Genomic DNA, 13,573 nt, shown 5'->3' with positions numbered 1-13,573 from the left:
GCCAGGTTTACAGGGCTGCGGCACGATGTCCGCTTCCGCAATTTGCAATAGATCCAGGCGGCGCAGCAGGCCCAGGCTTCGGCGTCCCCACGAGCTTTCACGCCGGGCGCGCAGAGGCTCCACACGCCAAGGCCCAGACCGCCAATGCGGCAGCACTGATCAAAGCCCCCAGCAGGCTGACCGCCATCCACCCCCAAAGCGCATACACCTGGGTCGCAGCGGCGGCCCCCAGCGCACTGCCAACCGAGTAGAAGCACATGTAGGCGCCGACCATACGACTCTGGGCATCGGGCCGAGCAGCAAAAATGAGACTCTGGTTGGTGACGTGTACCGCTTGCACCGCGAAGTCGAGCAGCACCACGCCGCACACCAGCGCAACCAGTGATGTCTCGGTAAAAGCGATGGGCAGCCACGACAGCACCAGCAGGCCCAGCGACAGGCCAGTGACGCGCTGCGCAAAACCTCGATCAGCCCAGCGACCGGCGCTTCTGGCTGCCAGCGCCCCTGCGACACCGGCCAGGCCAAACAGGCCGATGGCCGTGTGTGAAAGCGCTAATGGCTCAGCGCTCAATGGCAGCACCACCGAGCTCCACAGCACGGAAAATGCGGCAAAGATCAGCATCGCCAACAGGCCCCTTACCCGCAACACCGGCTCGGTGATGAACAACGTGAACAGCGACCGGACCAGCGCTGGGTAAGACTGCTGGCGGCGTGGCGACTCGGTGGCGGGAACCACTTTCCAGAACACCACGGCGATGCTCAGCATCAAGCCCGCGGATATGAAATAAACCGCGCGCCACCCCGCAAGGTCGGCGATCAGCCCCGAGGTAAACCGGGCCAGGAGAATGCCCAGAACAATTCCGCTGGTCACGGTGCCCACGGCCTGCCCGCGTTGCGAGGGTGTTGCCAACATGGCGGCATAGGCCACCAGCACCTGAACGACTACGGCCAGCACACCCATCACGATCATGGCACCCAGCAGGGTCAGCCACTGCTGTGAGGCGCCCACGGCGGCCAGTGCACCAGCAGACAGAATCACCTGGATCAGCACCAGCCGTTTGCGATCAACCCTGTCGCCCAGCGGCACGATCAATAGCAGCCCCAGCGCGTAGCCAACCTGGGTGGCCGTCACCACCATGCCGATCATGCCCCGGGTCACGCCCAGGCTTTGCGCCATAGAAGCCAGCAAGGGCTGGGCAAAATAGACGTTGGCAACGGCCAGTGCACAGGTAACGGAAAACAACAGCGTGAGTAAGGGAGACAGCCCCGAGGGCTGTCTGATGAAACGTTGGTGGGTAAGGCCGGCATCTGCTGTCATGTTCGCCTCCGTGGCGCTAAACTGGTTTCAATTCGAAACCTGAGTGCATTGTTGTCAATTAAGGTTTCAAAATGCAACCACATTAAACCGACACTCCCTACCCCACAGGTAAATACGATGCTCGAAGGTACTGCACCGCCCAACAGCGAATGCCCGGTAGCAAGAACATTGGAGGCCATTGGCGATCGCTGGTCGCTGATGATCATCCGCGACGCATTTGACGACGTTCGCCGGTTCAGCGAGTTCCAGAAGCGTTTGGGCGTGGCCAAGAACATCCTCGCGTCGCGCCTCAAGGCCTTGGTCGAGGCGGGTGTATTCGACATTTGCCCGGCATCGGATGGCAGCGCCTACAAGGAATACGTGCTCACCGCAAAAGGACGGGAGATCTTCCCGGTGGTGGTGAGCATGAGGCAGTGGGGTGAGCGCTTTCTGTTCGAGCCGGGCGAAACGCATTCCGTGCTGGTAGACAACGCGTCCGGGCAGGCGTTGATGCCGCTTGAGGTTCGTTCAGCCAGTGGTGAAGTCTTGGGGCCGTTTGACTGCCACAAAGTCAGACGTACTGCCGGCGCCTCGTGAATCGACTGCCAATCCAACCGCTACCCGAACGACCTGATGGAAATCGCCATGCACCCGAACAAAGCCTGCGCTGTTGTCCTCTCCCCTGCGCCACGCCCTCGCCTCCTGCTGTTTCGTCATCCCCTGGCGGGGGTACAACTGGTCAAGGGCACCATCGAGGACGCAGAAACACCCGCTCAAGCGGCGGTGCGCGAGTTGAAGGAGGAAGCGGGCCTCAGCGCCAGCCACATCACAGTCGACCTGGGCTGCTGGGAGGCGGGGCACCTGGGCCAGGTCTGGTCGTTCCAGCTGTGTCAGGTGAATGAGCCGCTGCCTGAATGCTGGTCGCATCACACTCTTGACGACCATGGTCATGATTTCGAATTTTTCTGGGCCTCGCTCGATCAGTTGCCGTATGCCGATTGCCACCCGGTGTTTCGCCGGGCGCTCGAGTTTTTGACGATCGCACTGTCCCGCGCCCCTGGGTGACAGGATGCGGCCCTGCAAAAAAAACCCGGCTCAAGCCATGAGCCGGGTCCCTCGGCAACATCGCCGACAAGCGTCGATCAATGGGCCGGGCTGCTCAGCGTGTATGCAAGGCCTTGGCGCCTTTGCCTGCCGGCAGCAGCCAGGCGGCCAGCGCCGGCAGCAAGAGGATCGCGCCGAGCATGTTGACCAGAAACATGAAGGCCAGGAGGATGCCCATGTCGGCCTGGAACTTGAGGTTCGAGAAGGCCCAGGTGGCAATCGACAAGGTCATGGTCACCGCCGTGAACACCGACGCCGTGCCACGCTGCTTGAGCGCTTCGACAAACGCCTCGCGCAGGTTCGCCCCACTCTCGTGCATCTCGTGCTTGATGCGCTCGAACAAGTAGATACCGTAGTCCACGCCCACCCCCACACCCAGCGCAACCACCGGCAAGGTATTGACCTTCACGCCGATACCGAGCAGCGCCATCAGGGCGTTGCACAGCACCGTGACCAATGCCAGGGGAATGATCACGCAGAGGGTGATGCGCAGTGAGCGGAACATCCACAGGCACAGCAGCGTCACCGAGGCAAACAGCGCGCCATTGACCAGCGTGTCGCCGGCATGCACCACTTCGTTGGTGGCGGCCATGACACCGACGTTGCCCGACGCCAACTGGAAGCTGACCTGATCGTTGTCATTGACCGCCTTGAACGCCTTGATCTTGTCCATCAGCCGGGTAATGGTATCGGCCTGGTGGTCGCGGGTGTAGATCGACACCGGAATGGCATTGCACGCGCTGTTCATGTACTCGGTACCCACGCGGGTGGCAAAGCCGACACCCTGGGCGATCTGGGCGGTGGACTCGGGCAGTACACGCCACTTCAAGTCGGTTTCAGCGTAAGCCTGGGTGATGTTGCCGACGAAGCCGGCCAGGCTGCGCACTGAAGACACGCCCTCGTCCTGACGCAAATACAGCTCCAACTCGTTGATCGGGTCGAGCACTTCCCGTTTCACGCAGGGCGTCTCCTCGCCCTGGGCTTTGACAATCACCTGCAGCAGGTCGACGCCAATGGCGAAGTCACGGGTGATGGCTGCCACGTCCTGGTTGTAGCGCGAATCGGGGCGCAGTTCGGGTACGCCCACGCCAATGTCGCCAACATGCAGCTGGCGAGCCTCGATAAGCCCCCACCCCAGCAGCAGCGCCGCGCACAGCAACGCCCAGGCCGCGCCGCGACGGGTCGCCAGCACGCCCAGCCGCTCCCATACGCCGGCACCGAGGGTTTCCTTGCCGCGCAGTTTCTGCGCATCGGCGGCAGACAAACGCATGAACGACAGCAGTATCGGCAGCAGCATCTTGTTGGTGACAATCATCACCGACACACCGAGGGTGGCGGTGATGGCCAGCTCGCGGACCATCTCGATGTCCACCAACGCAATCACCATGAAGCCCAGGGCGTTGGCCAGCAGCGCAACAGCACCCGGCACGAAGAGCTTGCGAAAGCAATTGCGCGACGCGGTGATGCCGTCTGCACCCTGCAGGGTTTCCAGTTTCCAGGCGTTGGTCATCTGCACGGCATGGGACACACCGATGGAGAAAATCAGGAACGGCACCAGGATCGACATCGGGTCCAGCGTCAGTTCGAGCAGCGGCAGCAACCCAAGCAGCCAGACCACCGGCACCATGGCGCAAATCAGCGCCCAGCCGGTCAGCATCAGCGAACCACAATACCAGTACAGCAGCAGAGCGCTGATGACGAAGGCAATCACAAAGAAGGCCAGGACATCAGAAGCACCCTCGGCGATATCGCCAATGGATTTGGCGAAACCGATGATGTGGATGCTGATGCCGGCCCCCTGGTTGTCCTGGCGGATCCGCTCAAGGGCATTGGCGACCGCCTGCAGGTCCAGGCGCTGGCCGGTGACCGGATCGGTCTCCTGCAGGTTGGCCACCACCATGGCCGACGACAGATCATTGGAGACGATGCGTCCCATCCAGTCGGACTTGAGCGTGCGCTCACGCACCTGGGCAATCTGCTGTGGGGTTCCGGCATAGCTGGAGTCCACCAGGTTGCCGCCGGTAAAACCGTCCTCGACCACCTCGGTGTAGCGCACGTTGGAGGTGAACAGCGAGGTGACCGAACTGCGCTCCACGCCGTTGATGAAGAACACTTCATCCGACACCTGGCGCAGTACCGCCATGGCCTGGGGCGTGAAGATCTCGCCCTTGTCGCTTTTTACCGCCAGCAGCACCTTGTTGGCCCCACCGAAGTCCTTCTGGTACTCCAGAAAGGTCTTCATGTACGGGTGGTGCAACGGAATCATCTTGAAGAAACCCGCCTCCACTTTCAGATGGGTAGCGCTGTAGCCCAGCGCCAGGGTGATCAGCATGAACAGCGCCAGCAACGGCTTGCGCTGGTGGAAAATCCAGTACGACACTTTACCGACCAGGCCCTGGGCAACGTTGTTGCGCGCCAGTTCCTCGTGCCTGCCTACGTATTTTTCCTGGATGCTCATGGGTGTGCTCCGGTGGCAATCAGCGAGGTGATACCGCGGTCACCGACAGCGAGCAGCCGCCCGCTGTCGAGCTCCAGCGCCTTGGCCAGGCTGGCGTGAGTGGATGGCAAGGCGGTGAAGCTGTGCCCCTGGTCATCGCTGGCCAACAACAAACCGCTGTTGCCAAACACCAGGACCCGCCCGGAGGCAAGCTCGACCGCACCGTTGAAGGCCAGGGTCGTTGCACTGTCGCGCTGGCTCCAGGTCTGGCCGCCATCACTCGACACCCAGAGGTTGCCGCGCATGCCGTAGATCAGCAGGTCACCGTTGCGCAACTGCTGGGCGCCGAACAGACTGCCGGCGTAGGGACTGGCCAATGCCTGCCAGGTTTCGCCACGATCACGTGATTGCGCCAGCGTGCCGCTCTCGCCCACCAGCAACCAGTTGCCATCGGTCAGGGCGATGATCCGGGAAATGTGCCGGTCGAACGCCTCTTCCACCACCGGCAGGCGCTCCCAGGTAAGGCCGTTGTCTTTGGACAACAGGTAAAGGCCGAACGCCCCCCAGGCGGCCATGCGCCCTTCGCCCATTGCCGCGACGCCAAGCAGTGCATCGCCATTGGCCGCCGTCTCGAGCGCCGTCCAGTGCCTGCCACCGTCCTCTGTGCGCAACAGCACGCCACCGTGCCCGACGGCAACGCCGACGTCGGCATTGGCAAAGGCCACGCCGCACAGGGTGCGAGTGGTTTGCGTGCGCACGGTTATCCAGCCTTGTGCCTGTTGATCGGCGACCATCACCACGCCCCGTTCGCCGACGGCGACCAGATGCTGCCCACTGTTCGCAAGGCCAAGCAGCAGGACATGGTTGGGACTGACTTGATAATCAAGCCCGGGCGGCTCGGCATGTGCAGCGGTGGCCAGCAGGCACAGGCCTGCGCCCGCCAGGAAATCCAGGAGGCGAATCGACATAGCAAAATTCCAGTGAGCATCGAGCGGACGGGCAGCCGCTCGATGCAGGGTTGACGAAAGCGGGTCCGGACTACTTGCCCATGCGCCGCAGGGCGTCAGGCTGGAAATCGACGAAGCGGCCCTTGGTGCCGAATTTCCAGGGTTGCTGCTCTTCGTTGGCAAGCCCTGCGAGGTAGTAGCTACCGTTGCTCAGGTCGTGCCAGATGTTGGCGCGATACCACGACACCTGAGCGTCGTAGTACTGGATCAGCGGATGCACGCCCACACGCCACAAAGTGCCGCGGGTGTCATAGGCATCGCTGGCCAGTACGGTCCAGGAGTCTTCGTCCAGGTACATCACGCGCTTGCCATACACGTGCTTGGCATCCGGGCGCAAGGTGCCTTCGACCACCCAGACACGGTGCAGCTCATAGCGCATGAAATCCGGGTTGGGCGTGTTGGCAGTCAGGATGTCCTTGTACTTGGCTTGTTTGGAGCCGAGCTTGTAGTCGTTGTACGGCACGTACATTTCGCGCTTGCCGATCAGCTTCCAGTCGAAGCGGTCGGGCGCACCGTTGTAGCCGTCGAAGTCATCGGTCACCCGCAGGCCTTCGGTACCGTCGTTGACGTTGTCGTAGGCCAGGTCCGGGGCGCGGCGCACACGGCGCTGGCCGACGTTGTAGATCCACGCCGAGCGCACCTCCTTGACCTGGTCGATCGGCTCCTGCACCAGTTGCACGGTGCCCGCCAGGGTGGCCGGGGAAATGAACCGCGCCGAATAGTTGAGCAGGCGGTTTTCCGAGGACTTGTCCATGTTGGTGTCGAACACGCGGTTCTCTTCGAGACGCACGGTGTAGTAGTCCCCCCCGCTGCGCACCGGGAACGATGCGTAAGTGCGCTGCAAGCCGCCCCCCAGGTAACGCACATTGTGATTCCACACCGCTTCCAGGCCGTTCGCTGGAATCGGGAACGGCGTGGTCGAACCATTGAGGTTGCTCACCCCGAAACCGTTGAGCTGGGCATGCACGGCCTCCTGCCTGACCTTCTCGGCAATCGACGGCGGCACCATGGCCGTGCGGTGGGTGGGATAGACCGGCATCGCAAAGGTGGGGTATTTGGCCAGCAGCGCCTGCATGCCCGGAGTGATCTTGTCCTTGTACTGTGCAAGGTTCGCAGCGGTAATGGTAAACAGTGGTTTTTCGTCGGCAAACGGGTCGATGTAGCCCTGCTCCGGGCTCCAGCCGGCTGGCGGTTGTGCCAGGCCACCGGTGTATGCGGGGATCGAGCCATCGGCATTGCCGGCCATCTCGCCGCCCAGCGGGGTCAGGTCCTTGCCCAGGCGCGCGGCCTGGTCGGCGGTGATCTGGGCATGTGCCTGGCCACTCAGGGCGAGCAGCAAGGCAGACGCCAGGCCGCCCAGGCGCGCGGCATGAAAAATAGTGCTCATGGGATGTACCTCTTGTTGTTCTGTCAGAAGCTGTAGCTGTAGTTGGCGGCGTAGAAATCGCGGTCGTGCAGGGGGTCGTACTCGGCGCTGTTGTCAAAGCTCACGTAGCTGAAATCGAGCTTGTGTTGTTGGTTGTAATCGAAGGTAATGCCCACCGCGCTGGTAATCCGGCCTTCGTTGAACTGCCCATCCATCGACACACCGTCAACGTCCTGGCCTAGGAAGGCATAGGGTGATGCCGTGATGCTGGTGCCCAGGAAGTTGTTGTAGTCCAGTTGCCCGCGCAGGCGATAACCCCAGGCAAAGTCGGTGACATACCCGTCGTTCTTGCAGCCAGCCGGGCTTGAATTGACCAGGTCAGGTACCGGGTTGGTACAGGTGCTGCCCCCGGCTGGAATCGTCGGTGACGAGCCCAGGCCGTAGATGAAGCCGCGGCCGTAGCGGCGGTCATCGTCGCCCTGCCCTACGTTGTTCCACTGAAAGCCCACCTCGGCCACCACCGTCAGGTTCTGGGCCTTGAGTACATTGGGGAACACGTTCACGCCATTGATCTGGAATTGGGTTTTCTCGTAGCGGTCCCATCCTGCGGTGAAGGGCGCGCTGTTGACCTTGACCGCCTGCAGCAGGTCGGCAGACGGGCCGATGCCGGCCAGGGCACCGTTGAGCAAGTCGCCGCCATTGATCTGCACGGGCTGGTTCGGCGAGTAGCTCAGTTCCGAGCCGATCGACCACCCCGCCAGCGTGGTGGTGAAACTCAGCCCGAACAGGCGGATGTCTTCCGGATACTCCCAGCTTGGCCCCACGAACTGCCCCTCGGTATTGCGCGCAATCGCGCCGGGCGTGCCGGCCTCCGGGAACTGCGACAGCGACGCCGAGTCGGTACTGCGCAAGCCCAGGTAGGGGGTGCGGGAGTGATAGTTGAGGTAGTACAGGCCCATCTCGCCATCGAGTGCATCGAGCGGCAAGCGAAACGCCACGCCCCACTGTCCACTGTCGTGCGGATCCTTGCCCTTGACCTGGGGCAAGTACGCACCGGCGGCAATCTTGGTCGGCGAGGACGGGTCGGTATCGCCCAGGAAGGTCCCCAACTGGCAGTCGCCGAAGTCATTGCCCACCGCACCTTCGGTTACCGACCAGTAATGACCGCAGCCTTCGATGGCGGTGCTCTCGTACTTGAGCTGGTAGAACGCCTCCATGGAAATCCCGGCTGGCAAGCCGATGTTGAGGTAGCCCATCCACACCGGAATCAGCGCTTCCTTGAGTTCCGTGCCAGGACGGCGCAAGGCGGGTACATCCAGCGGGTTGATCTGGTTGATGCCCTGGATATAGGCACTTTCACCCCAGTTGACCACCTGGCGTCCCAGGCGCACCTGCACTGGTGTTTCATCGAAGTAGTAGGTGTTGTAGGCGTAGGCATCGAGCAGGTAGACGCCGCTGAACTTCTGCAGATCGGCATAGCCGTCGTCATTGAGCGGCCTCTTGCGATACCCGCTGGAGGCACTGCCGAAATTGACGTCTTCGTCCTTGAGCGCCTGGTCGTACCAGCCCTTGACCCTCACCAGCCCGCCCATGTCGCCATTGCGCAGCGACAGATCGGTGACGAACTTGGCAATGGTCGAGACGCGGTCGCCTTTGTCGTAGTTGAGGTTGCCGGCATCCACCGAGCCTCCAGTACCGCCGGACTTGCCCAGCAAGGCGCCGTTGGCGGCGCTGTAGAGCGCGCGGTCCTGATCCTCCGCACGCCATTGCGAACCCACCGACAGCGTGGTGTTCCACTCCCCTTCCCAGCCATTTTCCAGCTGGAATGGCAGTGCCTGGGCGGCACCGGCCGACACGCAGGAAATGGCGACCGCCAGCGGTTTCACAAAGGTACGGACGTTATAGCTCTTATGCTGCATGCAGGTCTCCGCCATCATCGCCCTTACCGTGCGAGACCGGATTCGGTCCGCGGGGTGAGCGTTCTTGTTTGTTGGCGCAAGCATGCCCATGGGTGGAGCAGATCCATTTGTCCGTTCACGTCAGATATTTGTCATTAGCTACCAGCACTCCAATTAAGCTGTAGCCAAGGGATAAAAATCGGAGACGATGTCTTCGAACCCGGGAGGAGGTGCCCGTAGTGCCCGTATTTGGCCACCGTTTGAGTCATCACAATAAGAATCGAGACCATGACCGCCCTGATCAAAACCACTTCGCTGACAGGATTTGCGCAACTTGTGCGTGAGTTGAACGGCAATCCCGAGGACCTGTTACGGCAGATGCAGATCGAACCGGCGCTGCTCGACAACAGCTCGGCGGTAATCCCTTACCGGGCGATGATCAACCTGCTTGAATTGAGTGCCGAGCGTTTGCAGTGCATCGATTTCGGCCTTCGTCTTGCCGAACGGCAAAGCATCACGATCCTCGGCCCGCTGGCGGTGATCGCGCAGAATGCGCGCAATGTCGGCGAGGCGCTGGTCGAGATCATCCGTTTCCTGCACATCTACAGCCCCGGCATATTCATACACCTGGATACCGAGATCGACCCGGCACACCCCCACCTGATCTACGAGATGCGCCTGCGTCCAGCCCCCCGGCAACGCCAGGTGATCGAGTTGACCCTGGGCGTCATGTTCAAGACGCTGCACATGCTGTTCGGGCCTGGATTCCGCCCGCATTCAGTGCTGTCGCGAACCGAAGCGCGCTTGCCACAGAGTCGCTACCAGCGCTTTTTCGGCGCCCGTACCTATTTTGGCCAGGCGCAGAATGCACTGGTGCTGCTGCCGGGGCAGCTGACCAAATCGATCGACCAGCACAATCGCCAGCTGCACGACACGATGATGGATTACATCAGCGACATAGGTGCGGTGAACCCGTTGGATATTGGCAGCCAGGTGGAGTACTCGATCCGTCGCCTGCTGCCGACCCTGCGCTGCGCGCTGCCGTTGATCGCCGAGCAGATGGGCATGCGCGAACGATCCCTGCAGCGCCGCCTGGGCGAAAGCGAGCTGGTGTTCGAGGACATGGTCGAGGCTGCCCGCCGGGAGCTTGCCGACCTGTACCTGGCCGAAGCCAACATGCCCATGGCACAGATTGCCGGCTTGCTGGGTTATGCCGAGCAGAGCTCGTTCAACCGTGCCTGCCGGCGCTGGTACAGCATGTCGCCCCGGGAGCGCCGCGCACTGCTGCGTGCCGGCCAACAGGGGTTCGGCTGATACGCGAGTGAGCTGCCGCGTGGGCTTCGGCAATCCTGGTGGCCGGGCCTGGCGCAGCGGGCCGGCATGCAGGTGTGCATGCCGGCCTCACGTACTCAGCCGGCGGTGTAGTTGGCGTTGCCGGGGCGGATGTAGCGGGCCGGCTGCAGGCCGCGCTCTTTCACCAGGCGTTCGATGATCTGCATGATGTCGGTGGCGTCCATGACATTCACAAAGTTGCCGTCCTGATCGAAATTCACATTGGCCCCGTGAACCACCATGAACGTGTCGGTGGGTTCGGTGTTGTCTTGCGGCACCATGAAGGTGTGGATCGAGCCGCCCGGTTCGTAGAGGTAGCAACCCGCGGTCTGGGGCTGGTCCGGGAACTCGACGTAGTTCCACCTACCCGAGAGCGTGAACAAGTGGACAGGGCCGGTGTGGTAATGGCAAGGAAGCCGTACACCCGGCTGGAAGATTACCCGCAACGCCCATACCCCGAGGTTTGGGTCCAGGTACAGCGGCTGTACGTCAACACCGGGGAAATGCGGGGCCATCGCATCGGTGTAGATGGGCAAGTCCCGGGTGTTGAGCGTCAACAGTTCTTTGTGATCGAAAAGGGGTGTCGGCATAGGCATTGTTATTGTCCTCATTCGGGCTGTTGCACGAAACGGCGGTCGTGCCGAGGACATAGTGCGATGCGGCCCCGCTCAAAAATTGTCATCTGCGGTCAGCAACTTGTCAGTTGACGTCACATTGATGACCTTCCCGGCGTTCTTAACAATTGTTAATGCTGCCCCCCGCCTGACCTGCCCAGAATAAAAAAAACAATAAACGACAGGAGTGCAGCATGCCTACACCACCCTTATGCGCGAACACGGTCTATGAGCTCTTCCAGGCGTCGGCCAGCGCTTATGGCGAACAACCCGCGCTGACCTACCTCAGCAGCCTGGACCCGTTTCAGGAGCAGCGCATCGGTTATGACGCGCTACTGGCCAATATCAACCGCGCAGCACGCCTGATCCTGGACCTTGCCGGCACCCGTAAACCGGTCGTGTCACTGCTGCTGCCGAACATTCCTCAAAGCCAGTACCTGCTCTGGGCCGCAGCCAGCGTTGGTGTTGCCAACCCGCTCAACCCGCTGCTCAGTGAGGATGCGCTGTACAACCTGATGCTCAAGGCGAAGACCGAATTGATCTTCGTAGCCGGGCCTATGCCAGGTTCCGACCTGTGGCAGAAAACCCTGAACGTCGCACAACGCCTGCCACACCCGGTCAAGTGTGTTTCGGTCATGGCGCCCGGAGGCGAGTACTGCTTCGACACCCTGCTCGAAGGCTATCGTGCCGATGCACTGGAGCCTGGGTTGCAGCCCCGGGCCGATGATATCGCCGCCTACTTTCACACCGGAGGCACCACCGGCCTGCCCAAACTGGCCCGCCACACCCACGCCAACCAGGTGGTGGCAGCGCACGCCTATGTACGCTGCATGGAAGCCGGCCCGACTGACGTGGCGCTCAATGGCTTGCCCATCTTCCATGTCGCCGGCGCGTTGGTGAACAGCCTGGGCGGCCTGGCGAGCGGCTTGCACATGCTACTGCCGACACCGTCGGGGTTTCGCAATCCCGAGGTGATCCAGCGTCACTGGCAATTGGTCGAGCACTACGGCATCACCATCAGTGGCGGTATACCGACCTCGGTCGCGGCAATGCTCGATGTCCCCCTGGGCAACCATGACATCAGCTCCCTGCGGTTCATGATCAGCGGCGGCGCGCCGGTGCCTGCGGCGCTTTGCGTACAGCTGCGCGAAGCCACCGGGCTGAATCTGTACCAGGCCTACGGTATGACCGAGGCAGCGGGCGTCATTACTTTGCCCAATCTGCAATGCCCCTCCATTCCCGGCAGCGCCGGGCACGTGAGTGGTGCAATGGAGGTGCGGATCGCCAGCAACGGTGAGATCTGCGTGCGCGGGCCGACGGTGTTTCCCGGTTATCTGGAGCAACGTGAAAGCCCGCTGGACAACGGCTGGCTGCGCACTGGCGACCTCGGCCGCCTGGACGAGCTGGGCAACCTGTACATCACTGGCCGGGCCAAGGACCTGATCATCCGCAGTGGCCACAACATCGACCCGGCACTGATAGAGAATTGCCTGGAGTCCCACCCTCAAGTTTCACTGGCGGCGGCCGTGGGCATGCCTGACGAATATGCCGGCGAACTGCCCGTGGTTTTTGTCCAGTTGCGCCAGGGCAGCCAGGCCAGTGCCGAGGCGCTACGCCAGTACGCCTTCGAAAATATCGCCGAACGCCCCGCCTGTCCGAAACAGGTCTTCCTGATCGACGCCCTGCCGGTCACAGCAGTGGGCAAGGTCGTCAAGCATCGCCTGCGCGAACTGGCGGCCGCATACATCTACAACGAACGTGCCCGGCAGCACTGCGGCGAAGCGTTCTGTGCAGAAGTCACCCAGCAAGGTGATGGCAGCCTCGTGGTCAATCTCGATAGCGTGCCACCTGAGCACCTACGCGGGTGTGCAGCACTGGCTGAGCGTCTGGGTATGCGGGCGCAGAGCGTCAACAGCCCAATTTGCGTTTAATCCGCGAGAAAGACACCGCATCCATGCTCAGGTAGCTGGCCAGCTGGTACTGCGGTACCCGCGCCAGCAACCAGCTTTCATTCTCCTGCAGCCAGCGATAGCGTTCCTCGCTATTGCTGGTGAGCAGCAGCGCCTCCCGCGACTCGTTGCGCAGCATGATTTCCCGGGTAACCTTGTCAAGCATCCCCTGCATCTGCACGCTGGGCCCTGGTTGACGGGCCAGAACCTGTAGTGGCACAGCCACCAGGTGGCTCTGTTCCAGTGCCTCAATGGTGTAGGTACACGGTTGGCGCTTCAAATAAGCGCTGAGCGAACCAACGATCTCACCTTCGCGAAAAAAAGCCTTGTTCCACTCCTTTCCTTCCGGCGAAGCATAGTAGTAGCGCACCAGGCCGCTGAGGATGACGAAGAAGTGCGTTGGCGTTTCACCGGCACGGATGATGCGCTGATCGCGGGCATAGTCACGCTGTTCGAGCACCTGCAACAGGTGCTCCCAGAGCCCGGGATCACTCACGCCATAACGGCAGAGCACGGCCCTGAACTGTGCTTGAGCACTCGCATCCAGGAGATTGTTCACAGCATTTCGC

11 protein-coding genes are annotated in these 13,573 nt (G+C 61.8%); 4 read left to right on the top strand and 7 right to left on the bottom strand.

What is annotated here, in order from left to right:
• Nucleotides 1–97 precede the first annotated feature (97 nt).
• Nucleotides 98–1,318, bottom strand: a complete 1,221-nt coding sequence (locus H621_RS0100850; protein WP_028941556.1) for an MFS transporter — start codon at nucleotides 1,316–1,318, stop codon at nucleotides 98–100.
• Nucleotides 1,319–1,435: 117 nt separating this feature from the next.
• Here H621_RS0100850 and H621_RS0100845 point away from each other — a divergent pair, with 117 nt between their 5' ends.
• A complete protein-coding gene (locus H621_RS0100845; protein WP_028941555.1) occupies nucleotides 1,436–1,894 on the top strand; it encodes a winged helix-turn-helix transcriptional regulator in 459 nt (152 codons plus the stop codon).
• 48 nt (nucleotides 1,895–1,942) lie between these two features.
• Entirely contained in the window at nucleotides 1,943–2,362 is a 420-nt protein-coding gene (locus tag H621_RS0100840; protein WP_028941554.1) for an NUDIX hydrolase, read from the top strand.
• Between the two features lie 94 nt (nucleotides 2,363–2,456).
• Here H621_RS0100840 and H621_RS0100835 read toward each other — a convergent pair whose 3' ends face one another.
• The 4 genes from H621_RS0100835 to H621_RS0100820 all read right to left on the bottom strand — a co-directional run bounded on the left by H621_RS0100835 (nucleotide 2,457) and on the right by H621_RS0100820 (nucleotide 9,130).
• Complete coding sequence (locus tag H621_RS0100835; RefSeq protein ID WP_028941553.1) at nucleotides 2,457–4,859, bottom strand: efflux RND transporter permease subunit; 2,403 nt, start codon at nucleotides 4,857–4,859, stop codon at nucleotides 2,457–2,459.
• Entirely contained in the window at nucleotides 4,856–5,806 is a 951-nt protein-coding gene (locus tag H621_RS0100830) for a WD40/YVTN/BNR-like repeat-containing protein (protein ID WP_028941552.1), read from the bottom strand. The genes H621_RS0100835 and H621_RS0100830 overlap by 4 nt, the downstream gene beginning before the upstream one ends.
• Before the next feature lie 70 nt (nucleotides 5,807–5,876).
• Nucleotides 5,877–7,232 carry a DUF1329 domain-containing protein gene (locus H621_RS0100825; RefSeq protein WP_028941551.1) on the bottom strand — a complete coding sequence of 452 codons (1,356 nt, stop codon included), beginning with the start codon at nucleotides 7,230–7,232 and terminating at the stop codon, nucleotides 5,877–5,879.
• 23 nt (nucleotides 7,233–7,255) lie between these two features.
• A complete protein-coding gene (locus H621_RS0100820; RefSeq protein ID WP_028941550.1) occupies nucleotides 7,256–9,130 on the bottom strand; it encodes a DUF1302 domain-containing protein in 1,875 nt (624 codons plus the stop codon).
• Nucleotides 9,131–9,397: 267 nt separating this feature from the next.
• Between H621_RS0100820 and H621_RS0100815 the strand changes: the two genes are divergently transcribed.
• Nucleotides 9,398–10,423, top strand: a complete 1,026-nt coding sequence (locus tag H621_RS0100815; protein ID WP_028941549.1) for an AraC family transcriptional regulator — start codon at nucleotides 9,398–9,400, stop codon at nucleotides 10,421–10,423.
• 95 nt (nucleotides 10,424–10,518) lie between these two features.
• On the opposite strand, the gene H621_RS0100810 is transcribed toward H621_RS0100815, so the two are convergent.
• Nucleotides 10,519–11,031, bottom strand: coding sequence for a 2,4'-dihydroxyacetophenone dioxygenase family protein (locus tag H621_RS0100810; RefSeq protein WP_245219002.1), 513 nt, complete (start codon nucleotides 11,029–11,031; stop codon nucleotides 10,519–10,521).
• A gap of 218 nt (nucleotides 11,032–11,249) precedes the next feature.
• Here H621_RS0100810 and H621_RS0100805 point away from each other — a divergent pair, with 218 nt between their 5' ends.
• Nucleotides 11,250–12,986 (top strand): AMP-binding protein, encoded by a 1,737-nt coding sequence (locus H621_RS0100805; RefSeq protein WP_028941547.1) that lies wholly within the window; start codon nucleotides 11,250–11,252, stop codon nucleotides 12,984–12,986.
• On the opposite strand, the gene H621_RS0100800 is transcribed toward H621_RS0100805, so the two are convergent.
• Nucleotides 12,964–13,563, bottom strand: a complete 600-nt coding sequence (locus H621_RS0100800; protein ID WP_028941546.1) for a Crp/Fnr family transcriptional regulator — start codon at nucleotides 13,561–13,563, stop codon at nucleotides 12,964–12,966. The genes H621_RS0100805 and H621_RS0100800 overlap by 23 nt on opposite strands.
• Between the last annotated feature and the right edge of the window lie 10 nt (nucleotides 13,564–13,573).

Source organism: Pseudomonas vranovensis DSM 16006 (assembly GCF_000425805.1).
GTDB lineage: Bacteria > Pseudomonadota > Gammaproteobacteria > Pseudomonadales > Pseudomonadaceae > Aquipseudomonas > Aquipseudomonas vranovensis.
Note: the sequence above shows the minus strand (reverse complement) of the source record. Positions and strands in the feature narration are given on the sequence as shown.

Excerpts from the sequence above, each read along its gene's own strand:
- H621_RS0100820 (WP_028941550.1), bottom strand. The coding sequence starts at position 9,130 with ATGCAGCATAAGAGCTATAACGTCCGTACCTTTGTGAAACCGCTGGCG.
- H621_RS0100810 (WP_245219002.1), bottom strand. The coding sequence starts at position 11,031 with ATGCCGACACCCCTTTTCGATCACAAAGAACTGTTGACGCTCAACACC.
- H621_RS0100830 (WP_028941552.1), bottom strand. The coding sequence starts at position 5,806 with ATGTCGATTCGCCTCCTGGATTTCCTGGCGGGCGCAGGCCTGTGCCTG.
- H621_RS0100845 (WP_028941555.1), top strand. The coding sequence starts at position 1,436 with ATGCTCGAAGGTACTGCACCGCCCAACAGCGAATGCCCGGTAGCAAGA.
- H621_RS0100805 (WP_028941547.1), top strand. The coding sequence starts at position 11,250 with ATGCCTACACCACCCTTATGCGCGAACACGGTCTATGAGCTCTTCCAG.
- H621_RS0100825 (WP_028941551.1), bottom strand. The coding sequence starts at position 7,232 with ATGAGCACTATTTTTCATGCCGCGCGCCTGGGCGGCCTGGCGTCTGCC.
- H621_RS0100835 (WP_028941553.1), bottom strand. The coding sequence starts at position 4,859 with ATGAGCATCCAGGAAAAATACGTAGGCAGGCACGAGGAACTGGCGCGC.
- H621_RS0100815 (WP_028941549.1), top strand. The coding sequence starts at position 9,398 with ATGACCGCCCTGATCAAAACCACTTCGCTGACAGGATTTGCGCAACTT.
- H621_RS0100840 (WP_028941554.1), top strand. The coding sequence starts at position 1,943 with ATGCACCCGAACAAAGCCTGCGCTGTTGTCCTCTCCCCTGCGCCACGC.
- H621_RS0100850 (WP_028941556.1), bottom strand. The coding sequence starts at position 1,318 with ATGACAGCAGATGCCGGCCTTACCCACCAACGTTTCATCAGACAGCCC.